Source organism: Acetobacter okinawensis JCM 25146, from assembly GCF_000613865.1.
Lineage (GTDB): Bacteria > Pseudomonadota > Alphaproteobacteria > Acetobacterales > Acetobacteraceae > Acetobacter > Acetobacter okinawensis.
Window position 1 is genome coordinate 14,213 of record NZ_BAJU01000018.1, and the last position, 20,938, is coordinate 35,150.

At 58.0% G+C, this 20,938-nt stretch carries 25 protein-coding genes; 14 read left to right on the top strand and 11 right to left on the bottom strand.

What is annotated here, in order from left to right:
• Window positions 1-24: 24 nt before the first annotated feature.
• From JCM25146_RS18375 to JCM25146_RS18385, 5 genes are all read right to left on the bottom strand, one after another.
• On the bottom strand, window positions 25-2,880 hold the full coding sequence (locus JCM25146_RS18375; RefSeq protein ID WP_148299019.1) for a type IV secretion protein DotO: 2,856 nt from the start codon (window positions 2,878-2,880) through the stop codon (window positions 25-27).
• 265 nt (window positions 2,881-3,145) lie between these two features.
• Complete coding sequence (locus JCM25146_RS18380; RefSeq protein ID WP_025827376.1) at window positions 3,146-3,676, bottom strand: hypothetical protein; 531 nt, start codon at window positions 3,674-3,676, stop codon at window positions 3,146-3,148.
• Window positions 3,676-4,065, bottom strand: a complete 390-nt coding sequence (locus JCM25146_RS08810; RefSeq protein WP_025827378.1) for a hypothetical protein — start codon at window positions 4,063-4,065, stop codon at window positions 3,676-3,678. The genes JCM25146_RS18380 and JCM25146_RS08810 overlap by 1 nt, the downstream gene beginning before the upstream one ends.
• Window positions 4,066-4,086: 21 nt before the next feature.
• On the bottom strand, window positions 4,087-4,647 hold the full coding sequence (locus JCM25146_RS23740) for a hypothetical protein (RefSeq protein ID WP_025827380.1): 561 nt from the start codon (window positions 4,645-4,647) through the stop codon (window positions 4,087-4,089).
• Window positions 4,648-4,659: 12 nt separating this feature from the next.
• The gene (locus JCM25146_RS18385; RefSeq protein ID WP_051544157.1) at window positions 4,660-5,154 is read right to left on the bottom strand and encodes a hypothetical protein; all 495 of its coding nucleotides are present in this window, start codon (window positions 5,152-5,154) and stop codon (window positions 4,660-4,662) included.
• Window positions 5,155-5,230: 76 nt separating this feature from the next.
• On the opposite strand from JCM25146_RS18385, the gene JCM25146_RS20750 reads away from it, so the two are divergent.
• Complete coding sequence (locus JCM25146_RS20750; RefSeq protein WP_051544160.1) at window positions 5,231-5,791, top strand: hypothetical protein; 561 nt, start codon at window positions 5,231-5,233, stop codon at window positions 5,789-5,791.
• Between the two features lie 201 nt (window positions 5,792-5,992).
• Here the strand turns inward: JCM25146_RS20750 and JCM25146_RS08825 are convergent, their stop codons facing one another.
• The 5 genes from JCM25146_RS08825 to JCM25146_RS22015 all read right to left on the bottom strand — a co-directional run bounded on the left by JCM25146_RS08825 (window position 5,993) and on the right by JCM25146_RS22015 (window position 9,759).
• Window positions 5,993-6,208: a hypothetical protein gene (locus JCM25146_RS08825; protein ID WP_148299023.1), complete on the bottom strand. Its 216-nt coding sequence runs from the start codon at window positions 6,206-6,208 to the stop codon at window positions 5,993-5,995.
• Entirely contained in the window at window positions 6,205-7,074 is an 870-nt protein-coding gene (locus JCM25146_RS08830) for a DotG/IcmE/VirB10 family protein (RefSeq protein WP_025827386.1), read from the bottom strand. Before JCM25146_RS08830 ends, JCM25146_RS08825 begins: the two co-directional genes overlap by 4 nt.
• Before the next feature lie 208 nt (window positions 7,075-7,282).
• Entirely contained in the window at window positions 7,283-8,200 is a 918-nt protein-coding gene (locus JCM25146_RS08835; protein WP_242401024.1) for a DotH/IcmK family type IV secretion protein, read from the bottom strand.
• Between the two features lie 29 nt (window positions 8,201-8,229).
• Window positions 8,230-8,868, bottom strand: a complete 639-nt coding sequence (locus tag JCM25146_RS08840) for a DotI/IcmL/TraM family protein (RefSeq protein WP_025827389.1) — start codon at window positions 8,866-8,868, stop codon at window positions 8,230-8,232.
• A 3-nt stretch (window positions 8,869-8,871) separates the two neighbouring features.
• On the bottom strand, window positions 8,872-9,759 hold the full coding sequence (locus JCM25146_RS22015; protein WP_148299024.1) for a hypothetical protein: 888 nt from the start codon (window positions 9,757-9,759) through the stop codon (window positions 8,872-8,874).
• A gap of 298 nt (window positions 9,760-10,057) precedes the next feature.
• On the opposite strand from JCM25146_RS22015, the gene JCM25146_RS22435 reads away from it, so the two are divergent.
• The 13 genes from JCM25146_RS22435 (at window position 10,058) to JCM25146_RS08895 (ending at window position 19,322) form a co-directional block, all read left to right on the top strand.
• Window positions 10,058-10,216, top strand: a complete 159-nt coding sequence (locus JCM25146_RS22435; RefSeq protein ID WP_159101978.1) for a hypothetical protein — start codon at window positions 10,058-10,060, stop codon at window positions 10,214-10,216.
• A complete protein-coding gene (locus JCM25146_RS08855) occupies window positions 10,213-10,767 on the top strand; it encodes a hypothetical protein (RefSeq protein WP_051544162.1) in 555 nt (184 codons plus the stop codon). Before JCM25146_RS22435 ends, JCM25146_RS08855 begins: the two co-directional genes overlap by 4 nt.
• A 6-nt stretch (window positions 10,768-10,773) precedes the next feature.
• Entirely contained in the window at window positions 10,774-11,949 is a 1,176-nt protein-coding gene (locus tag JCM25146_RS08860) for a hypothetical protein (protein ID WP_025827396.1), read from the top strand.
• Between the two features lie 16 nt (window positions 11,950-11,965).
• On the top strand, window positions 11,966-13,906 hold the full coding sequence (locus JCM25146_RS08865) for a hypothetical protein (RefSeq protein WP_025827397.1): 1,941 nt from the start codon (window positions 11,966-11,968) through the stop codon (window positions 13,904-13,906).
• 3 nt (window positions 13,907-13,909) lie between these two features.
• The gene (locus JCM25146_RS08870) at window positions 13,910-16,204 is read left to right on the top strand and encodes a DotA/TraY family protein (protein WP_025827399.1); all 2,295 of its coding nucleotides are present in this window, start codon (window positions 13,910-13,912) and stop codon (window positions 16,202-16,204) included.
• Window positions 16,205-16,215: 11 nt separating this feature from the next.
• The gene (locus tag JCM25146_RS08875) at window positions 16,216-16,665 is read left to right on the top strand and encodes a hypothetical protein (RefSeq protein ID WP_025827400.1); all 450 of its coding nucleotides are present in this window, start codon (window positions 16,216-16,218) and stop codon (window positions 16,663-16,665) included.
• The gene (locus tag JCM25146_RS21385; RefSeq protein WP_081774805.1) at window positions 16,662-16,952 is read left to right on the top strand and encodes a hypothetical protein; all 291 of its coding nucleotides are present in this window, start codon (window positions 16,662-16,664) and stop codon (window positions 16,950-16,952) included. The genes JCM25146_RS08875 and JCM25146_RS21385 overlap by 4 nt, the downstream gene beginning before the upstream one ends.
• A gap of 78 nt (window positions 16,953-17,030) precedes the next feature.
• Window positions 17,031-17,198, top strand: a complete 168-nt coding sequence (locus JCM25146_RS22440) for a hypothetical protein (RefSeq protein WP_159101979.1) — start codon at window positions 17,031-17,033, stop codon at window positions 17,196-17,198.
• 80 nt (window positions 17,199-17,278) lie between these two features.
• A complete protein-coding gene (locus tag JCM25146_RS22020; protein ID WP_148299025.1) occupies window positions 17,279-17,749 on the top strand; it encodes an SH3 domain-containing protein in 471 nt (156 codons plus the stop codon).
• Window positions 17,750-17,806: 57 nt separating this feature from the next.
• Window positions 17,807-18,175 (top strand): type II toxin-antitoxin system RelE/ParE family toxin, encoded by a 369-nt coding sequence (locus JCM25146_RS08885; protein ID WP_025827402.1) that lies wholly within the window; start codon window positions 17,807-17,809, stop codon window positions 18,173-18,175.
• A complete protein-coding gene (locus JCM25146_RS08890) occupies window positions 18,162-18,503 on the top strand; it encodes an XRE family transcriptional regulator (protein ID WP_025827404.1) in 342 nt (113 codons plus the stop codon). The genes JCM25146_RS08885 and JCM25146_RS08890 overlap by 14 nt, the downstream gene beginning before the upstream one ends.
• 115 nt (window positions 18,504-18,618) lie before the next feature.
• Window positions 18,619-18,894, top strand: a complete 276-nt coding sequence (locus tag JCM25146_RS21390; protein WP_081774806.1) for an antitoxin — start codon at window positions 18,619-18,621, stop codon at window positions 18,892-18,894.
• A complete protein-coding gene (locus tag JCM25146_RS08895) occupies window positions 18,891-19,322 on the top strand; it encodes a type II toxin-antitoxin system VapC family toxin (RefSeq protein ID WP_025827405.1) in 432 nt (143 codons plus the stop codon). Before JCM25146_RS21390 ends, JCM25146_RS08895 begins: the two co-directional genes overlap by 4 nt.
• Window positions 19,323-19,827: 505 nt before the next feature.
• Here JCM25146_RS08895 and JCM25146_RS08905 read toward each other — a convergent pair.
• Complete coding sequence (locus JCM25146_RS08905) at window positions 19,828-20,817, bottom strand: DsbC family protein (RefSeq protein WP_148299026.1); 990 nt, start codon at window positions 20,815-20,817, stop codon at window positions 19,828-19,830.
• Window positions 20,818-20,938 lie beyond the last annotated feature (121 nt).

Consider the following 20,938-nt stretch of genomic DNA (forward strand, 5'->3'; position numbering starts at 1 on the left):
GGCCGTTGTGACGGCGCGCAGGCCTCAGGCAGCCTCCCTCAGCGTTGCACCCAGACCGACCGCATCACAGATCTCGCGCGCCAGACCGGTGACGACGCCGCCCATTGCGGCCTGTGCGTCAAGGGAGTTCGTGTCGTTCAGCTGGGCATTGGTGCGCCGCTTGATTTCATCGGCCGCAGTGCCTTTGGGAAATACGCGCGACAGGCGGCGACGTGCTTCGACGGAGCCCAGAGCACTGTAGACACGGCGGCGTAGGGCGGCATCCTCCGGCTTAGTGGACAGCGCCCAGAGTTCGACAGGACCGAGAGTGTTGAGGAGGTACATTTCGTACCAGTCTTCGCCTACCTTGATCTGCAGCAGCAGAGGCGCGCCGCTGCCATCGGGACGGGGCCCCTGCAGGGCGTTGTGGACAATCTGTCGTCCGGCGGCACTCAGGCCCAACAGGTCGGCGGCTTCATCGGCCTCGGGGGGGTTGGCGGCTCCCAGAATGAATCGGGCTGTCGAATGGGCGGTGAGATAGGGGCCAAAGTCGGTGATCTTCTGGCTGGTCAGGCCAAGATGGACAGCGAGCTTGGCGGCGCGACGTGCCGCCTCTTCGAAGAGCTGCAGCACGAAAGGTGCCTGAGCTGCACGCTGGAATTCGTCGCATTCGAGGCGCTTGTAGCTTTCACGGAATTCGCGGAAGCGTTCGCGGTGGATGTCGCGCACATGGGCGGGCACCTTGTCCGCCTCCTCGGGGGAGAGAAAGAAATTCCGTCCGATGATCTGAAACCCGAGCAGATACATCAGCTCGGACTGACGTGCGTTCTCACCGATCCCTTCGGGGGCGACACGGCCGATATCGAGTGCGACAATACGCGCATCGCCCAGATCAAGACGGGTGGGCCGGTTCAGTGTCGGATATTTGCCGATGAACGCGTCAATATAACGCCTGAAGACTTCAAGGCCCGTTTCACCGCCTGATGTGGGCGTATTGGAGCCGTAATTGTCGCTCACCTGCGGCAGGTAAGTGGCAGCAATCAGATCCTCAACTATTGGCACAGCGTGCTGTGTCGCTATCCGCGCCATTCGCATGTTGTTACGCGCTGCGAAACTGTCGGCAATGTCCCACCAGGTTGTGTGGTCGTTTGTCTCAACCCCCTGTCGCGCGATAGCTTCGTCTATCAGGGGGTTGTCGGTCTGGCGGTATTTTTTGATGTGCGTCGAGTAGGTCTCATCCGAACACATCTCATAGGCGGCGAATATGGTCGCATCGATGATCTGGTTCATTCCCTCGAAGGGCATACCTGTCAGCGGCATACACACGGTCGAGAGGAAGTTCGTCAGAAACGCGCGATGGTGTTCAAGCGGCTGGCGACAGCAGGCTTCCGTATCGAAGATATTGTAGGCATGATCGTCAATGAAGTCGAACGGGATGAATTGGGCCTGATGGGCGTCTTCGGCGCGCAATCCGTTGCGCACCATGTCGATGAAACCACTGGCTGCGTCCCCGATGTCGAGTTTGCCGATGAGGGGGAGGCGCGGGCCGGCATCAGTCAGGGAGGCGGTACTTAGAACGGTGGCGAGCAGCAGGGAGTTCGCCAGCATAGACTTGCCACTCCGGGATGGTGCTACGAAGAGGTCAAGTGTCGCAACACGCCCGCTACCGGTGGGGTCGAAGGGCACGATGGTCCCGTCATTGGCGCGCAGCAGCGCCGCGCCATCCGGCCAGGGGGCGGCCATCCGGAAACACGGCATGGTCAGCAGGGTTTCATCAAGGGGTGCTGCTGTCGCGGGAGCTGTCGAGGCCAGCGCTATACCCGGAATGGATGACATGACGCCGGCCATAGGGTCGCCGCACAGGCGACTTGCCGAGGCGCCACCCCAGCCGCCGATAGCCTGTTCGAGGGTTGAGGCGCGTCTGGCCAGCTGGACGCGCTCACCCGTTGTCGCACAGGTGGCAAAGGACGTGCGGGCGGAAATGACGGTCTCGCCCGCCTTGCGTCGCCGCTCGAGATCTTTAAATGCGTCATAGACCGCGTGGTTGAGCCCAAAGCGCAGGATGGTCGCCACCTCTTTTTTCCAGCCCATAAAGAGAGGGCCTGTTCCCTGAATGGTTGTGTTCATGCGCCATGGCATACGGTGGGCGGCGAGCCTGGAGGACAATTCGACAAAGGGTGTGGGGGTCTCGGACATCAACTCCAGATCGACCGGGCGCCAGTCCCGGGTGCCCAGCGTAACGGTGGAAAAATTCGGCTTATAGGCGTCATCCATGAAGATCTGTTCGCGCAAGGGCGCCCAGAGTGCATCTGCGGCATTGGCGGGCCGCTCCTTGTCGGGAATGATGGAGGGTGGCCGTCTGTTAGGCGTAGAGGGTGTCCAGCGTGAGCCATGGACTTCGGGGTAGATCTCTTCACGGATGGCGCGCAGCGCATCATCCGGTGTGAGCTCATCCATCAGGACGCCCTGATGCTCGAAAACGTGACGGATGTGAGTGACAAAGGCTGTGTGGATGGTCGCGAGTTCCGTTGAGCCCATGAGCGGGTTCTGGCCGTCACCCAGATCGGGTAGAAGTTTTGATGCCTCTGCGCGGGCGGCCTTGCTGGCGGCCAGTTCCTGTTTGGACAGACATCCCTGCCGGCTCCACAGGGCCAGCCATGTACGTTCGTGGCGCATTTTGGGAATAAGAACGCGCTCACGTTCGGAGAGGATGTCCTCGAACTGCGCGTTCAGGGCGGCGGCAATTCTGCGTCGCTCACTCAGATTGCGGTTCACGAAGGCTGAGGCGTCAGGTTCAGCCATATAGAAAAACTGCAAAGCGTGACCTGGGCCGTCCATCTGCCCGCCCATGGCCTGGCGTAAGGCACGGGCCTTGTCCTCAATCTCGGTGCGGTTGGCCATCTGCCGCAGCCCTTTGACGCGCAGCAGGGTGACATAGTCACCACTAAAGGTAATGAGCCGTGTTCGTCGCATGTCGCAAGATCGCAAAAGGACGACAAATCCCGCTTTGACATCTGTGACAGATAGCCAAGACCCCGCAGCAGCAGATCCAGCGGTCGGAAACCGCCCTTGAGCGGGGCAGGATTTTCCTGTTCAGCCGTGGGGCCACCTGTCGCTAACGCTGGTGGTGCGGGTGTCGTGGTAGGTTTTTTCTGCCACAGGCGTTTCATGGGGAGTGGTTCCGGTTGATCAGGAGTGTGCGCAGGGCCTCGCTATGCTGCTCGCGCCATGCGGCGACGGGCAGGATGCGCAAACCCGAGACGGCGTGGTGACGTTTGAATATATGATGGGGTGCGAGCGAGGACGCCGCGAGACGTAGACGCGACGGGTAGTAGGTGCCGACTTTCTCGATGGCGGTTTCACGCTTGGCGGAAAGATCGTCGAGGATCGTCAGCGCATGGTTGTGCGCCGGCTGGCCAGAACGTCTCACCAGCAGGGCAGTCCACGCTGCGCTAAGCAGGCGTGAGAGGCTGCCCTGATCGAGCTGCGGTAGCCAGATGATGGCGGCGTGTCGGTCGATCTGTTCTTCGTCGGCCGCATAGGCTGGTGCGCAAACAAGGCAGAGCGCGCTGTCGTTGATCGTGAGGGTTGCGCCAGACAGACCGCAGCAGGCGCATGCGGTCTGAGTATTAGGGGGGAGCAACCGGGTAGTCAGGCTCCCCTTGGGCGCACGGAAATGAGTGACCAGATCGTGCATTACTGGTTGAATTTGATTGTCTGCTGTTCGCCCGTAATCGTTGCTTTAGATCCCCAGAGCGTGGTGCTTGCTGTCCGTTCGTAGAATGGCAGGGCCAGAAGACAGGTGCCGACGACGGCGGCGCCGAGGATTTTGCCGTAGCTGGTGTTGTTCCCCCCCATGCCGTTGTGTTTCTTGTAGGCGCTGAAAAGAGAACCAATCAGCAGACCGCCGCCCCCGATAAAACCAACCGAATTGATCAGATAGCCCCAAGCCGTGTTCACATGGCCGGTCGCGGTCTGCATCATTTCGTCGATGGCCTGTGCGTGACCGACCCCAGTCAGCGCCGGCACGACAAGAGCGGTTGCGCCCAGAGCGAGGGCGACGTGGCTTTTGATCCGTACGTTCATGTATTTGTGTCCTTTTAGAAATTAAGAGGAAAGAAGATGAAGTTTCTTTGCGAGCGCTGGCCCTATCGTGTCGGCGTTCATCAGCAGAAAGCCACCAATGACCATGCACAGATTGGTGGTCGTTGACGTATTGCTCCGACCTTGCATTGAGCTGAGCTGGCGCATGATGGAGACGTAGACCCAGAAAGCGCCATAACTCATGAAGTAGTATCGGAAGACATGCAGTATCGCGGTGAGTGTCGCGGTTGGCCCTTGGGAAATCGCCGACTTGAGGCTCTCGGCAGAAAATGTGACCTGACCTGCGGAGTTGACCCCGCCTACGCTGGCCGTTGCGGAGAGGCCCAACGTGGCATTGCCCATGTTGAGGAATTCGGTAAAGGAGAGGAGCGAGGCTCCGAAGGCGATCAGGGCAACGCAGACTGGGAGACTGCTGCTTGCGCCTGTTGCCCCGGTGCCTCGTCTGTAGAAACCAAAAAGGCTGCCCAGCAGGCAGGCGGAACCGCTGATATAGCACAGCGTTGGTAGAGCGATTGCGGCGGCGTTGCCGATTGAGCCGGCGAAATCTAGAAGGTCCTGCAACATGGTTTGCGCGCCTTAGCGGATGATGCCGTGTTCGGTGTGGACCACCCAGCTACTGCCGGACTGTGTAATTGCGGTGACCGAGCCCCAACCGTCCAACACGGACCCGGGCTGGACGCGGACCGGTTGGCCCTGAGGGTTTTCCAGAATGGCGATGTCGGGCGCACCGGCCTGAACGGTGTAATGCGGGCGCGGAGCCGGGTGTTCAGCGGGCGGTGCGTCAGATGGTATGTGATGTGTCGCGGCAACGTCGCCACTTTTGTGTGCACTGTTTCGTGGCGGCGCCGGTGTCGCCGACGCACTGGTGGTAGCAGCCGGGGCCGCTACCACATGGGCGTTCTGACTGGCCTCCAGTGTATCTTCACGGTGGCGCAGTTCGTCGAGCCGGCCGCCGAGGGTGCCTAATCCGGAAACGAGTTGATCGTGCTGAGCATGCTGGCCGGCGTCGAGTTTTTGTTCGAGCGTGTCGATCCGGTTTGTCATTTCGGTGAGTTTGCGGCTCATTTCCATGAACAACTGATCTTCACCTGAGGTTGTCGACCGCGTGGATGGCTGTTCCGGTTGAGTGTCAGGAACAGTTGCCTCGGTGCCTGTCGGTGCCGAGGGTGTTGTTAGGGGCTGCACTGCGGGCGTGGATGACGGTGCGGTGATAGGTGCTACCGCTGCAGGTGTTACTGGGGCGTTGGGGGGTGTTGCGGTGGCTGTGCTCGTTGACGGTATCGTCGCCTGCTTGAGAGCGGCGGCAGGAGGCGTTCCCAGATCTGGCGGTGTGATGCCCGAACTGTTCGCAGCAGCGCTGCTCGTATCAGTCATTTGTGCTGCCCGTGTTGCGTGTGGGGTAGGGCTGCGGTGTGATACGGTGTACCACCCCGATGCGCCGATGGCCGGCAGTGCGACAACAGCGACGCCCACCCAAAGGGCTTTTGATCTGGCGATCCGTTGCACGATCCCGAGGTCAGATGCAGCCGCAGGTAAGGCCTGTGCAGTGGCGGGGGATGCGGTAGTCGCTAGTGGTTCAACAGGTTTTGGCGCTTCCGACTGGGCGACCTGTGGCCCGTCTGCGGCTGTGGCCGGTTTGCGTAGCATCGTGACAGACCCGGTTTGGGGTTCTGTGCTCATGGCGAGGGCTCCCATGGTAGCTCCTTGAGGTGATTAGTTAGGTGTCTGCGACGGTGTGACTGAGGGAACGGTGTTCCTCGTCAGCGTCCCAAGGCGTTCGCCAGCCCCGTCGGCATGAGCGGGCGGTGCAAACGTAGGAAAGGTTGCAAGCATCGCAAAAAGCGTTCTCATGAGTGTCCTCTTTCGTGAATGTCTTTTCTCAGTATTGCCCATTCGGTTGTGACGGCCGTCATGGGCGATAGACCGGCTCATCAAAGATGATCCCAAGGCCATCATTCTGTTTGAGTAGTACTGTGGCTTGCTGGGGTGTCTGTTTCTGAATGATCTGCCCGAGCTGCTGTCCCATTGTGCCGGCAGCGGCACCCATCTGTTCGCCCAGATTGAGGTGCGTGAAGGACGACATGCCTGAACCGTTGCTGTAATTTGTCGTGTTGGAATTCATCATGCATTGCCCAGACCTTCGACAAATGATGAGGCCGCAGGCAGGATGATTCGCGTTAAGTTGTGTTCCCGGACGTCGGATGCGACACCGGCTTCAGCAGTTTTCGGTGACACTGCGTAGCCAGAGACGGAAATAGGGTCCGCATCTCCAATCATCAATTTGTTAAACTTGATGACCAATTTCTCACTTTTCATCTGAGAGGTTCCGCTGATGCGGGCCTTGGCGAATGGGCCACTGTCGATTTCGACCAGCACATCGGTACCCAGATCGCTATTTGTCGTAATAACGGAATGACCGTAAACACCGCGTCCGGCCGGGAGTAGCAATGTGCCCTTGCCATGTCCTGACGCAGCATCACTGGAAAGTGTCGAAGCGCTTCTTGCCGCGTCTGTTGCCGCCGCAGGGACGGGTGCTGCTGTCGGCGTGAACGTCGCCGGGGAAGCGGCTGCCGCCTGAAAACCATTCGCACCAGAGCCAGCCCGACCGCGTTCAGCGCCGGGCACTTCGACGGAGACCGATGCTCTACCGGACCACGCGGCAATCAGTTCCATCTGCGCACGTTCGGACATCTGCCCCGGTTCTGGAGGTTTTTCAGCGGGAGATGTATTGAAATGGCCCATTTGCGCACGAGGAGGCCCGGGTGTGACGGATGTCGCCGGGGCCGCAGGTTGAGGGGGTGCTGCGTGGTGTTCTGGAGGCGGCGCAGGTGGTGGGGATTTCTGGGCGCTTTCAGGAGTGTCGCCGATTTCTGCAACAGCTCCCTGTGGATCGGGCAAATCCTGACCGGAAAGCGCGCTGGTATAAGATTTCCCGGCCTTCCATGCTGCCTGCGATGCCTGTTCGTCGCGCTTGCGTGCCAATTCGTCCATGGTTTTGGAATGATTGGACCGCCAGCGGGGCTTTTCATGTCAGGGTGCGTAATCTGTGCGGATTCAGGAGCGTGGGTGGTGGGGCCGAATAAAAAATAACTTCCCACCAAAATCGTAAGAAGACCGCCGCCAACCCATGGAAGCAGCCTGCGAACACCGTCGAATGAGGATTTGAGCGATTCCAGACCGCGGTTCTGTGGTTCGTTGCTCACGGGCCGTCCTCCTGTACGGACACCGGAACAAGACGCTCGCCTATCGACACCAGGAGCCGCGAAGAAAACGGTGCGGCATACGCCGTCACGTCAAACTCGCTAACATGCGCAGTTGCCGCCGGTGAGGATAGTTCGAAGGTCGTGCGTATATACATGGTATTTTTCAGTTTCCATGCGCGTAAACGATCTGCGCTTACACCAGAGACCAGCAGGGGAACCGCTTCCATGGGCGGAGTGCCATCGAGCAGATTGTTCAGGATGGGGTCAGAAGTATCCGGGACGGTGCCAAGCATTGATGCCTGATCCTTGGCGTTTGGCCCCCTTTTGGTGATCTTTACGGTGAGATCGGCGTCATACGACCCTGTGCCTGCGACAATCATGAAGCTGATGGGTTTGGGAGCGTCCTTGAGCGTGACCAACAGGCCGCCGCGGGGGTAGCGCGTTATTGGCGAGATCTGCAGGATATTGGAACCTGGCTGCGGAACACAGGCATTGATGCCGACGGCGCGGATGGGCGACTTGTCGCTGCCTTTGCCGTCTCCATCGCAGTTGGACGCTTTGTTAGTCGCAATATCCCACGCGATTGGCCATGGCTGACCAGTCGCATCCAGAAAGGTGATGGCGGCCGGGTAGCCCTGTGCAAGGCGTACGATGGGGATTTGTGCCCCCGGTTCGAACGACACATTCAGCGACCTTGAGGCGGGGCTGGCGAGTGTGTGCGGGTCGTCTTCCGCATCAAGGGCTCTCTGACCAGCGTCGTAGCGATCGTAAAGATTTTCCCGCACAGAGGGAGGCGGTGGCAGTGATCCAGCATAGATAGGATCAATGTGATCTTTGTCCCGATCGTCCGGGATACCGTTCTGTCGGGACTGTGCGCACGCTACAGAGGTCGCGCAGAGCAGCATGCCCATCATGAGCACGAGAGACATCCTGTTTCGGTGCATCAGGATGTCGCCTTGGGAGCATTTAGCTGAGTGATAATCAGTCCGCCGGGATGAAGGGGATCATTTGTCCTTTGGATAGTTACTCTGACGGCCAGAACATCAGTTTTTTCACCGGCAGCGTTGGTCCATTTCAGGTACATTGGAAAGACGACATGCCACTCGAACGCACCCTGCCGGTTCAGCCCGGAACTTTCGATGCTGGCTGCAGTCTTGATAGCGGCCGTCAGGAGAACCTGTTTCGTGCGGATGAACTCGATATTCCCCGGCCCTTGAAATGCCGCCGCCCAGCTGTTCCAAGCGTCGCTGGTGAAATCTCCTGCACAACTGTCAAGATGTTTCCCATAATCAAGATAATTGAACGTATAGAGGTTAGTGATCTTGTCGGTGGCCCAGTTCATGATCTGAGAGTCCGTAAAGTACGGTTGATCGGTTACGATCAGTTCGCGAGGCTTTCCGAAAGGGTCATGGTAGATGTGCTGGGGCTTTGGTCTGTGTGTGACCTCGTACAAAAGGGCTGATGATACAGTGCAACTTTCGCAAAGTGCGGCTAGCAGGGCTATACATACATAGCGGATGACCTGCCGGGCAAAGGCGGGGTCATTGAGCCGTCTGGTTACGGCGTCATAGGTATTGCGCATGGTTCAGGCGAGGCAGTCGGTGTTGAAGGCATGTGAAACATACTCACCGACACTTTCCAGAGTGCCATGGTGGCGCGCGATAAACAGTTTCCCGAGGAAACTATAATGAATTTTCTTTACATCGCGGGGTCGGACGAAAAATGGACGTCCTGTAATTTTGCAGATTTTTCGGATTATCTGGCTGGCAATTGTATCATTAACGGGAACGTCCTGAGGGCTGCCCTGCGGGATGGTATGCTTAAGGGTCAGGCCCGCGCGTTCTGGTAGTCCGGCACGTCGTGCTGCTTCTGAGACGGCAGTACGCTTGAGGCCCAGCATTTGGGCGATGCATGTGACGGAAAACAGGCGTTTCCAGAGATCGGCGAGAAGATCAATCGCCGTGCCATCCCATATGAGTCGCCCGGAAGATGTACGACGGATGGAGGAAAAATAATCAGAAAACGCGTGATGGCAACTTGAAGTTATCCCAGATTGTGCGGGGGGGGGGGCGTCAATGCAAAGGCGGGCGTTAGCCGCCCGACCGCGTAGCGGTCGCCGCAGCCCAAGGCGTTGAGCCTTGCGGCGTACGGCACCAAGTGTACGTCCGATCAGTTTTGAAATGAACGGAACTTCAGTGGCAGTTGGATAGGAGCGGGCGAGATAAATCTCTTCATCGCTAGACCACCCACCCCGCGTTGTCGCCGGGTTCGGAAAGCCTGTTCCCCCTCCCTTATGAGGTGAAGGGGCGAACAACCACGACAATTGCGTGGATGGGGTCGTTCTCCTGAGCAGGCTCTGCACTATATGGGCTCCAGCAATGTCGAGATCGAATATCTGTTCACCGTTATCATAACGGAATCGTTTTACGCATCTGTTTTTATCTGTTTTGTACAGCAGCCTATGGAAACCCAAGTTTTAAAGATTGAAGGTATATTACCGTTTTCTGCCTCGCCTAACATTTTGTCCGCCCTGCTCTGTACTGCGCGCATAGCTAAAACGGCGCTTTATGACTTCAAGCCCCTTAAAAGTGAGGCACCTTTATTGCTGTTCAGGGAGAGACACATTGGGCTCTCCTGGATGCCAGAAACAGTCCATAGAATATCTCCTTTATAGATGTGCTTTTTTTTTGAGGAACATTCTGGCGAACCCCAACCGGCGTCACAACGGCTGAGCGCATACTGACTTTGTGAAACATCACAAGGACAGACTTATGACCGTTCAAAAGCCACAGGCGAAACCGACGTCAGGCACTCCAGAGTGGCTCACACCAGCTTATGCCGGGCGTATTCTTAGCGGCATCCGCTTTCCGGGCGACAGCCCTCCTCCTGCCGCCTCGGCTCCTGCAGCCCCGCAGGGGGAAGCAACATGATGAAATGGGGGCGCATGCCATGCCTGTCGCTTCCCGCTCTCATCGGCCTGATGTTGTGCGCAAATGTCGCTTCAGCCGCATCTGAAGGCTGTCAGGCGCTCGTTCAGGCGGCAGCAACGGGTGCGGCTGCCCAGATGAAGGCTGATGATGCGCTTATCCACCAGCCAGAGTCCGTGACCAAATTCACTTGTCTCGACAGTTTCTTCAATGGTGTCGGATTGGACATGCTTACCAGCGGGCTTGATGTGTCGTCCATCGCGCAAAGCACCATGGGGAAAATCTGCTCTGAGGTCAGCTCGGCCTGGAGCAGTTTGGAAGGGTCAGCAGAATGCGGGCTTACACTGACGGGGCCAGATAATAACTTCGACCTTGGTCTGGGTACGGGAACAGTCTGTCCAACGCTTAGTTTTGGCGGCGGCGGCGACACGCTGATTAACAGTGGAACAAACGGTTCTGGTTCCAATAACTGGGACGTGAGCGGCTCCACGCAATTACCTGATGGCTACTCGCTCGGTGATGCGGCCACGGCTTTTGGCCTTGCGGGGGAGTAATTGATTATGTCCCGCTTTTCTTCACGTCTGGCGTCGGCTGCCATGCTGATCGCCGCTTTTGGTATGGGGCAACTCTTCGCGCCCACACCCGCACGGGCCTTTGGTATTGATATCGGTCCCATTCTGGCAGCGATTAGCGCAGCTCAGAGCGCTCTGAGTACGGCCACGAATACGGCTAAACAAGTGCTGAACAATACTCTTGGCGGGATTGATGGTGATCTTGGAAAGGGGTTCGGCCAACTCACCAACTACATGAAGGGGCAGGTTGGTGCGCAGCAGCAGATTGCTGATGCCAATAACATGGTGCACGCGGAGCTGGCCAAAGAAGTTCGCCATGCGGAAATTCAGGATCTGCATGCGGTCAACCGTCAGGACTGCCTGAACCTCGAAGGGGGGCAGGCACAGATTGTCGCCGCCCGTAAGTCTGATGATGTTGCTCTTGCACTGGACGTTACAAAGGGCCAACGCACGCGTGCCGAAAAAGGCACGCCGTCCTGGGTTGGTGGCGGCCAAGGGGCGCAGGCCAACAACAATGCTCATTTCGGCAAATACTGCGACGATGCCGAGGCTGACGCTGGTCTGTGCTCCCTGCCCACCAACACCACCATGAAGGGGGCAGATCAGGCCGCAACAAGTATGTTTACTCCGCTTGTTTATACCGGTCAGGAGGCGATTGATCGGGCCAATGCCTATGCGGTCACCCTGATTGAACCGGTTGCGCCTGCTGCCCAACGCGGGAGTGCCATTACATCGACGCAGGGGCAGCAGCTCATGCCGTTCCGCCGCTCCTATAATGCGGCGATGCACCTGTCACACATGATTGTCGACCATGTGCTCAGCCAACGCGCTGAGACCGTCACGCTGACAGCCGCGCAGAAAGCCGAAGCCCAGCGTGAAGGGATTACGGTGACCGATAAGGGGTCATCGTGGGAGGAGACCGAACTGGAGGTGAACCGGAAGTATTCCGGTACGGACTGGCAGGCCGATCTGCAGGCCATGTCGTCGGACAAGTCAGTCCTGATCCAGATCGCGCTGCTCGATGCACAGCGCAATTACCTGCTGTGGAACTCTTACAAGCTACAGGAAATGACTGCCGTCGCCGAGGCCAAACGCCTCGCTATCGAGGCTGACGACGCGCTCAGTCGCCATTCTGCCGGCGCCCTGCCGGTTCCTAATCTGTAAATACAAAGGAAACACCATGTCCGAAACACTCTCGGCCGTGCAGCCTGCGGCTACCCCGGCCTCCACTATGGCCGGTGTGCTGCAGGCGATGGGCCAGCAGCAGCAGTCCGTACCTGAAGATCAGCGCGGGCTGGCGGATCGGCTCAAGGAACTTCAGGAGCAGCTCGAGAACGATCCGTCATTGGAGAGCGACCCGAAATTTGCCACGCAGATGGCATGGCTGGTTCAGGACTGGCCGAAATTCAGCGGCACGGGACAGGCGGTGCAGGTGTCGCCGCTGCTCCATGCGGGTCTTAACGCGATGGCGGGCCAGTATCCCGGCATGAGTAACCCGCAGGTGATATCCATGCTCCAGCAGACTGCCGGCATAGATGATCGCCAGCTTGTCGCGGACATCCGTAACGCCAGCGTGGAGCTGGGAGCCTTGCCTGCGGAACAGCAGACATCTTTCCTGATTTCTGCCGGGGTAAACGCTCTTGAAGCCCGAGCTGCGCAGGCCGGTGTGACCCCGGTTCCGCAGCCGTCTCCCGTCGTGCAGCCCGAGCCAGTTCCTAAGACAGTGCCAGTGGCCCCCGTTGTCGCACCGGAAACTGTCCAAGAAACCGTTGTGCAGCCTAACCCGGCAGTTGCTCAGGCTGAGCCTAATGTTGCCGATCTGGGCAGGCAGGAGGAAGCGCCGTCTTTTGTCGTGGCGGGCGAAAATGAACCTACGTCCGAGGAATTGGCTATGCGTGGCATGAGTGCTGATTATGCCAATCAGACCGCACAGTCTGTTGAGGGGGCTGTGGCCGCTGAAAGTGCGGCACAGGCCACCTCTCGTGAGGCCGCGGCTGGCACAGGAATGGCGGCCGGTGACCACGCACCCATGCAGGGCCTGGACAATGCTGACCACGGCAATGCCTCTGCTGAACATGCGATGCAGGATATTCCGATTGGCGATGACATTATGGGCGGAGCCTCTGCGCCCGAGCCACACGAAGCAACACGGGCGTCCACCGAAAAGCCGGAGCCTCATGCGGCACCGCCTGCACAGGATGCTGGCCCGGCCGGGAGTGAACAACCTGCCCACGCTGGGATGACAGAAGACCAAGAACGCGAGATCCGCAACGAAGACATGAATAACCAAAAAACCGCCCAAAACACCCCTCCTGAGCCGCAAGGGGACGCACCAAAGCCGAAGCAGGCGGAACAGGCCGGTGGGCAGAAGGAACAAGCTAAGCCTCGCAGAGAAACTCAAAGCGCACAGGGCGAGCAATTAGAGGCCAGCGCCACATCAGCAGAACAGGGGCAGGCTGCTGCGCCAGCGCAAGCTCAGGCGGCTCAACCAGCGCAGGCTCCAGTGGGCAGTCTGGCCACGCATGCTGTTTCCAAAGCCGCCAGCGCCTTCAAGTCATGGGGCGCGAAGCATCAGACGGCTTCGGATCAACGTCGGATAGACAGTCTTGTCGCCGCCGTGGACGGCAACATTCGTATGGCAGACACTCGGTATCAGGACCTCAGACAGACCGCAGCCCCGTTCTTCAAGAAAATGGATGAAACAGCGCAGAAGGAAGGTGTCAAACCGGCTGCACTGATGGCCAGCATGGGTGAGGGTGGCAAGCATCATGGACTGTGGCAGGAGTTCGAGAAACTGCGCCTGTCCAACGACACAGTGGGCAAGGCTTACAGCGATCTGGGGCAAACACTGCAGGATATGCGCCGCAATCTCGGCTCGCTTCAAAGCGAGGCTTCTGAACGGGGTGCAACGAACGCTCAGTCGGTGCTTGATGTCGAAGAGCGGGCCGGTAAAAAGGCAATGGAGATGGAGGACGTGCCCGGCCGCAAACCGGGCGAAAGTCTGATCAAGAGCATCGGCGGCGCTCTCGAACGCATCATGGAGAAGGTGAAATCACGTTTTTTGGCCCTCACCCAGGGGCGTGAGCAGGGTCGCGATACCAGCCCGTCCATGGGAGCCTAAGCTATGCGCGGTGTGTCCAAAATGGCGCGGCTGTCGCAGCGCCTGCTGGCAGCGTTATTTGGAGGTCTGGGTCTGCTTCATGCAGGTCCAGCCCGCGCGGCAAGTGGGTTTGAAAATGTGAGCTGGGCCGACCTTATTGCGACTGATGACTGGTCTTCCCGTGTTCTCGACAGCCTGTTCCCCATGGATGGCACCGCGGATACGGCTACGGGTACGCTCCTACAATGGTTTACCTCCTTTGTCGGGATCATGGCATTTTTCTGGATCATGTATTCCATTCTCTGGCAGATTCACAAAACGGCTGAAACCGGAAAGGTCTTCTCCGCCAGTTTTAGTGGCTGGGTACCGGTGCGTGCCGTCGGCAGCGTCATTATGATGCTGCCGGTTCTCAATGGCTTTTCCCTCGGGCAGAACCTAATCGTAAACTTCGCCAAAGCGTCTATCGGCATGGCGACAATCGAGGAAAAAGTGGTGTTCGACGCGGTGGGGCCGCAGGCACTTCCTCTTGCAACGCCTATGATCCCGGGGTCACGTCAGGTGGTGCTTGGCGTCATGGAAAGCGAGATATGTCGGGCTCTCATCAATAAGGCATCCCATAATCCTGACATGGTTCCTGAGCCCACTATCACTGATGACGGCAATGGCACGGTGTCCATTACCTACAACATGGCAAACGGTAATGGTACAGCCATGCCGACCTGTGGGCTTGTCTCCATCAGCACGCCCATCAAAACCGCGACCACGGCCGAGTACCAGAGCATTGATTTCAGTGGGGTCAGCAGCCAGCAGATACAGTCCCTCAAAACGCTAACTACCAATATCCGCTCCGGTCTGCAGAATACCATAACTTCCCTGTGGGAGACGCGCGATGTCGCGACACTGGGAACACTCAACACTGTGTTCGTGGCCCAGTCGAACTATCTTAACGGCCAGCTGACAAGTATTGCCTCGAGCGTGGTCGCGGCAGTTCGTAGTGCTGCCGGGTCAACAGCCAGTGACAATTCAGCGACGGCGGAACTCCGTTCTCTCGGCTGGACCGGGCTTGGCGCCTATTATCTGGAAATATCGCGCCTGAACGCAGAAGTCATTTCAGTGTCGTCGATTACGCCCGCTGTCGTAGCACCGTCATGGGCCGGCACAGGTCCGTATTTGGGGCAGGATCTGATGCCGTTCATCCAGAGTGTATCCAGTTATCTCGGCAAAATGGATGCAACACTTCAGACAGCAGATGAACCGGCGCCTAACAGTACTTCCCCACGACTATATGCCAACGCCCATGTCTCCTCAGATAGCACAGCGATCTGGACAAAGGTTCTGAACTACCTGAACCTCGGCCCTGGTGCATTGGAACTCATCATGAACCATCTGGTGATGGGGAGTTCCGGTACAGACTGGGTTGATCCTCTCGGGGCCATGATCGGCATCGGGCATCTCCTCATCCATCTTGCGCTTACAGCCATTGCGCTGGCGGCGGCAAGCGGAAGTGTTTCTCTTGATGTTGGAGCCGGGGTGGCGTCCTTCGTAACAGGGCAATGGGGCGCTACGGCCACCGCTGCTGTGGCGACCTTTCTGAGTGGAACCATCACCCGGCTGCTTCCGGTGATCTTTACGGCCTGCCTGTTTCTGCTCTCAGCCGGGGTCACGCTGGCTTATGTTCTGCCTATGATGCCCTATCTGTACTGGATTGCCGGTGTAACGGGCTGGTTCCTTCTGGATGTTGAGGCGGTTGCCTATGCGTCGCTATGGTTCCTCGCCCATATGACGTTCGCAGGAGATGGCTTCCATGGCAAAGGGGTGCGCGGCTACGAGATTCTCTTTACCATTCTCTTTCGGCCGTCGATGATGGTGATCGGTATGGTGTTCAGCTACACGATATTCTCCGCCTTTTCCTGGCTGCTGATGAAAAGCTTTCTGGTGGCCTCGACCTTTACGCTTGACCACGGCTATCTCACCGATAACTGGGTCGGCCTGATTGCCATGTTGATCATGTATTCAGCCGTAGAAATGACGACAGCAACATTGTCTTTCCGGCTGATCACGACATTGCCACATCACATGGCCTCCATGGTCGGGTTTGGTGCGGCCAGCCGCGTGGATGCGGAAGACTTCGAGAAATCCTCTACGCGCCCGGTAGAACAAGGAGCAGATACGGGTCGGCAGGTTGGCACACAGTATCTCGAAGGATTGAAGGACGAGGCAAAAAAAAGTGGTGGCGGGGGCGGTTCTGGTGGTACACTGCCCCAAATGGATACGACGACGGCTGCACAGGTGCGGCCCATTACACAGACCGATGTTTGAGGGCGTGACCCATGAGCGGTGATTTTGTAACAGCTGGTGCATTAGGTGGTATTCGCGGATCACTCCGTCGGGTTGCCAATGATCTCGAACAGCAGAACCGTACAGTGTCAGCACTCGCACAGCAGACACAGGTCGCCAACCACTGGCAGACCACGGCTTTCAACCTCCAGAAGCAGCTTGCCGAGTGGAAAGCTTGGGGGAAGAAGAACCTCGAGTATCTAGGGGAAGAGGAGCAGGTTTCTGCCGATCTGCGCCAGCAGCTTGCTCAGGCGCAGGAAGCCTTGCGGGCTGAAAAAAAACTGCGGAATGATGAATTCAATGAGGGTGTTAAGCAGCATAATAAGCTGGTGCGCAAATCTAATCGGCTGGTCGGCTGCCTAAATGCAATTAAAGCTCAGCCGGGTAACGCAGTCGCGTTGATTGCCGCCCTTGAAGCGGAACTGAACGGACAGAAGGCGTGAGGGCACCTATTCTTCTGGTGGTCTGCGGTCTGACCCTTTCTGGTTGTGCACATGGCAATCTACGGTCCGCTAATGACAGACCACTCAAACCACCGCTGGTGCGTCAAGCGCAGTATGACCCGTATGCGCCTTATGGTTCATCTCCTGCATACTGGTCGCCCTCTGTCGCCTCCCGCGAGGGCACAATCGTCCGCCCGACTGATCCTGTAGATCAGGCCGATCGCCCGGATTACGAACACGCCAGATGGGCGGTGTCACAGGTAGCAGGACGCGCGGGCACCTTCTAAACCGCCGTCACAAATTGAAGCTTCATACTGATCGGGAAGCAAGGCAATCGCCTGCCCTGATTTTTATGGAGCTTTTTTATGTGTGCAGAAACAGTGCTTTCCAGTGTGTCCAAAACTGCTGAACGACTGGACCAGTCGTCCGAAACGCTACAGCCCCCGTTGCAAACTACGCTGGCCGCTCTACTTGCAGAGCATCTGAACCGCCGTGCGGCCCAGACTTTGCAGGATCGTACCCCAGACGAGTAGGCTGATCTGCGCACTGGAATCTTCTTTCCAGACAAGCCGCATGCTAATCGACATGTTCAACCACCAAGAGGGGTTTTCCCGTGTCGACTACGCCCAAACTGGCTATTGTCCTGCTTTCCACCGGCCTCCTCGTGTCGGCCGCACAAGCCCAGACCCCGTCATCTGCTGAACTGGATCGACTTTCCGCCCAACGGCAGGCCGAGATCGGCCCGCGCGATTGGGGTGCGCCAGTCGCAGCCGCTCCCGAAGCGCCACCAGTGCCTCTCAGCGGTAAAGTCACCTGCATGTCGCCCCGCACTGAGTTTGAGCCTGTCTATGCCGGACCGAGCGGACGCGCGAAAAAAATAGGGATTGCGCCGCCGCAGATTGCCGTGACGGCGACGACGTCGGGTGCGTGGACGCAGATCGTCCGCGCTCACGGAAACTTGGCATGGATTCCGACGGCGGACGTCCTGCCATGGCACTCAACAACCGCCAAAGCGGGCACACGGTGCACCGTCTCAGGCATTCGTCCATCGGATGGCATGGTGGTGTTTTCTTATCCACAGTGAACAACGCAGCTTCAATGCCACTTGAATATGCCCTAGAGGGCATATATGGTGAGGCTTATGACGTGGCTGGTCGAACATACAAACGAGTTCGAACTCTGGTTTGACTCACTTTCCAGCAGCGAGCAGGAGGACGTTTATGCCTCCGGCCTTCTGCTGGAGCAACGCGGTCCCAACCTAAGACACCCAATGTCGTCTGGCATAAAGGGTTCGCGGCACAGTCACATGCGTGAATTAAGGGTTCAGAGCGGAGGAAAGCCACTTCGTATCTTCTATGCCTTTGATCCTCGTCGTGCTGCGATATTGCTTATCGGCGGTGATAAGACTGGTGACGACCGTTTTTACGTCAATCTGGTGCCTGTAGCGGACAACTTGTACGACATGCACCTACAGGAACTGGAACAGGAGAAGGGACATGAAAAACCGTAAGGCACTGGCGTCTCTGGCGGAAAAGCTGTCCCCAGAGGCCCGCGAAAGAGCCGCCCTGAAGGCACGTGCCATGTCGGATGCCATGGATTTGGCAGAACTGCGGCGTGCTCAAGTGATGTCGCAGAAGCAGATCGCAGCACTTCTTGGGATAAATCAGGCATCTGTTGCAAAAATGGAAAAGCGCACTGACATGTATATCAGCACGCTCCGTAGCTACATTGAAGCGATGGGCGGAGAGCTGGAGATTGTCGCAAAATTTCCAGCACATGCCGTTCCAATCAGAAGTTTCTCCGCGATTGCTACGGCGGCGGATACATATTCTGCCTGACCTATTTTTCAGGCCCTATCTCCGGCGTTCAGGCCGGAGATAGGGCCGTTCCAATTTGTTCTGGAAATTTTGGTCCAATACATATACAAGATGGCATATACAAGGAGATGCCTCCATGCCAATGCCATCCCCTTCTTCCTCACGTCCGAAAGAAGTCAGGTTGTTCCGTAATAACCGCAGTCAGGCGGTCAGGATTCCTGTCGAGTTTGAACTACCGGGAGACCGGGCGCTAATCCGACGCGAAGGCAACAGACTTATCATTGAGCCGACAGAGCGCCCCACGACACTAGCAGGGCTTCTGGCTCAATGGACGACCGAAGATCCGCTCGGCCCAGATGACCAGTTGCCAAGCATTGATGATCAGGCAGCTAGTCCGGAAGATATCTTTTGAGCGGATATCTTCTGGATACGAACATAATCAGTGATTTGATCCGTAATCCTACCGGACTTGCCGCGTGTCGCATTGCAAAAGAAAACCCGAAGACGCTCTTCACTAGCGTAATCGTGGCGGCTGAGCTGCGTTATGGCTGCGCAAAAAAAGGGTCTCCCAGACTTCTGGAACGGGTCGAGAGCGTTCTGCACATTATCCCGGTTCTGCCTCTGGACGTGCCTGCTGATGGCGAATACGGAGGAATCCGGGCCGAGTTGGAAGCCGCAGGCCAGCCGATCGGCCTGAATGATCTGCTGATTGCCGCCCATGCTTATACCCTCAAGCTGACACTGGTCACGGATAACACCCGAGAATTTTGTCGCGTACGAGGGCTGGAGGTCGAAAACTGGCTGGAGGCAGCGCCTCGTGTCAGTGTGCGTAAAAGCTAGAACCGTTTTCTTGAAACGCACTCACGACCGGCAGCTGCCGCTGCAGTTTCTGGCCGTGGTGCCCCTAACGGGGCCAGAGATTGCTCCCTTGCGCGATGAATGCGCCGAACCCCCCAATGCCTCCGGTTCGGAGCATCCAGTTCGAGAAACTTAGACGCGTGAACTCAGCCAGCAGCACGAGTAATATGACCGCAAACTGCACACTGGTGAGACTGTACAGCCTGGTCGCCTGATGAACGCACGACCAAACCCCACACACCTAATGTGCTCATAAGCAGGAGCAGACAAAGCCGACCGTAGCGCCTTGTGGATACCAGTGCCCGGATAGTGGCCGGATTCATAACGGGTGCGAGGGTCGTATCTATAGCCGATGCTTCGATGAAGGCTTTCCTGTCGCGCAGGTACTGGCGCGACTGGGTGAGAGCACGCGCGGTCCTCACGAATGGCAGGTAAAGTGGGAAGATCAGCCATTTCCCCACTTTCAGCGCTGAGCGTGTGGATCGCTTCATTGGCCGAGTTCCCGCACCAGTCGCGCCACATCCCCTGGCAGCCCCTCGGAGACGTGCGACACCCCCGCCTTGTCGTGCCAGATGAGTGTGGGCGTTCCCCGAACGCCAATGTCATGAGCGATATCCATGTTCTGCTGTAGATGAAGAGCCGCCTCGGCCGTATGGGGCATGTCGTCTGTGACATGATGCAGGTCGATGATTTTACGCCACGCGGCCTCCATCTCGTATGGAACGGCCGACAGCAGCGCCGTTGCGGCCGGAGTGCTGGCGCCACCGTTTTCATGGTCGTTAATGGCGATGGGCAGCAGAGCAAGCTGGATGGCGCCGTGTGCGACAAACGGCTCCAGTTCCCCCAGTGCGCGGATAGACCACGGGCAGAGCGGATCGATCACCATGATCAGACGTGGGCGCCCGTCCTGCCCAACCAGCCCGAAACTCGCCTGATTGACCCGTCTCGCCAGATCTGGCGACAGTGTCGTGTTGGCGGGTGAGCGCACCTGTCCGGACGGTGGCGCGTCCGGTTTGGCCCCGGCGATGGTCACGGTGGGGATCGCCCCTTTGATCGGCGCAATGGTGTCGCGCGTCACGTTGTGTCCATCCTGTTCCCATAGCACGCCACCAATCAAGGCCTGTCCGTCCGGGGTCAGGTAGAACACCCGGAAGATGTCGCCATTGACGGCATACACGCCCTGAAGACCATGATTCATGGATCGGCTGCCGATCTCATAGACCGTCGCCCCTGTGCTGGTGATGCGCCGGAGTGCAGGACTTGCCGCGATTTCCCCGGCCGGGATGACTCTTGGAGTGGGTACGCTCGGCGTGGGGCGCAGGACAGGATGGACACCGGGCTTGGTGGCATCTGAGGGGACGGGTAGCGCTCGTGTCACTTCCACAGGCGGCGGGGAAGGGCACTGCTGGGCTTGAGCTAGTGTTGAGAGAGCCACAAGGGTCGTGGCCGTCAGAAGTGCGTATCGGGATTGTCGCATAGGTGTCTCCTTCTCTCGCCAGCATGTACCAAAGCGTTGTGACGCCATTCGGAACAAAAAGGGAACTGATGGCGTCACAACGGTCCGGGGCATACTGAGGAGAGAGCAACAGGCAAAGGAG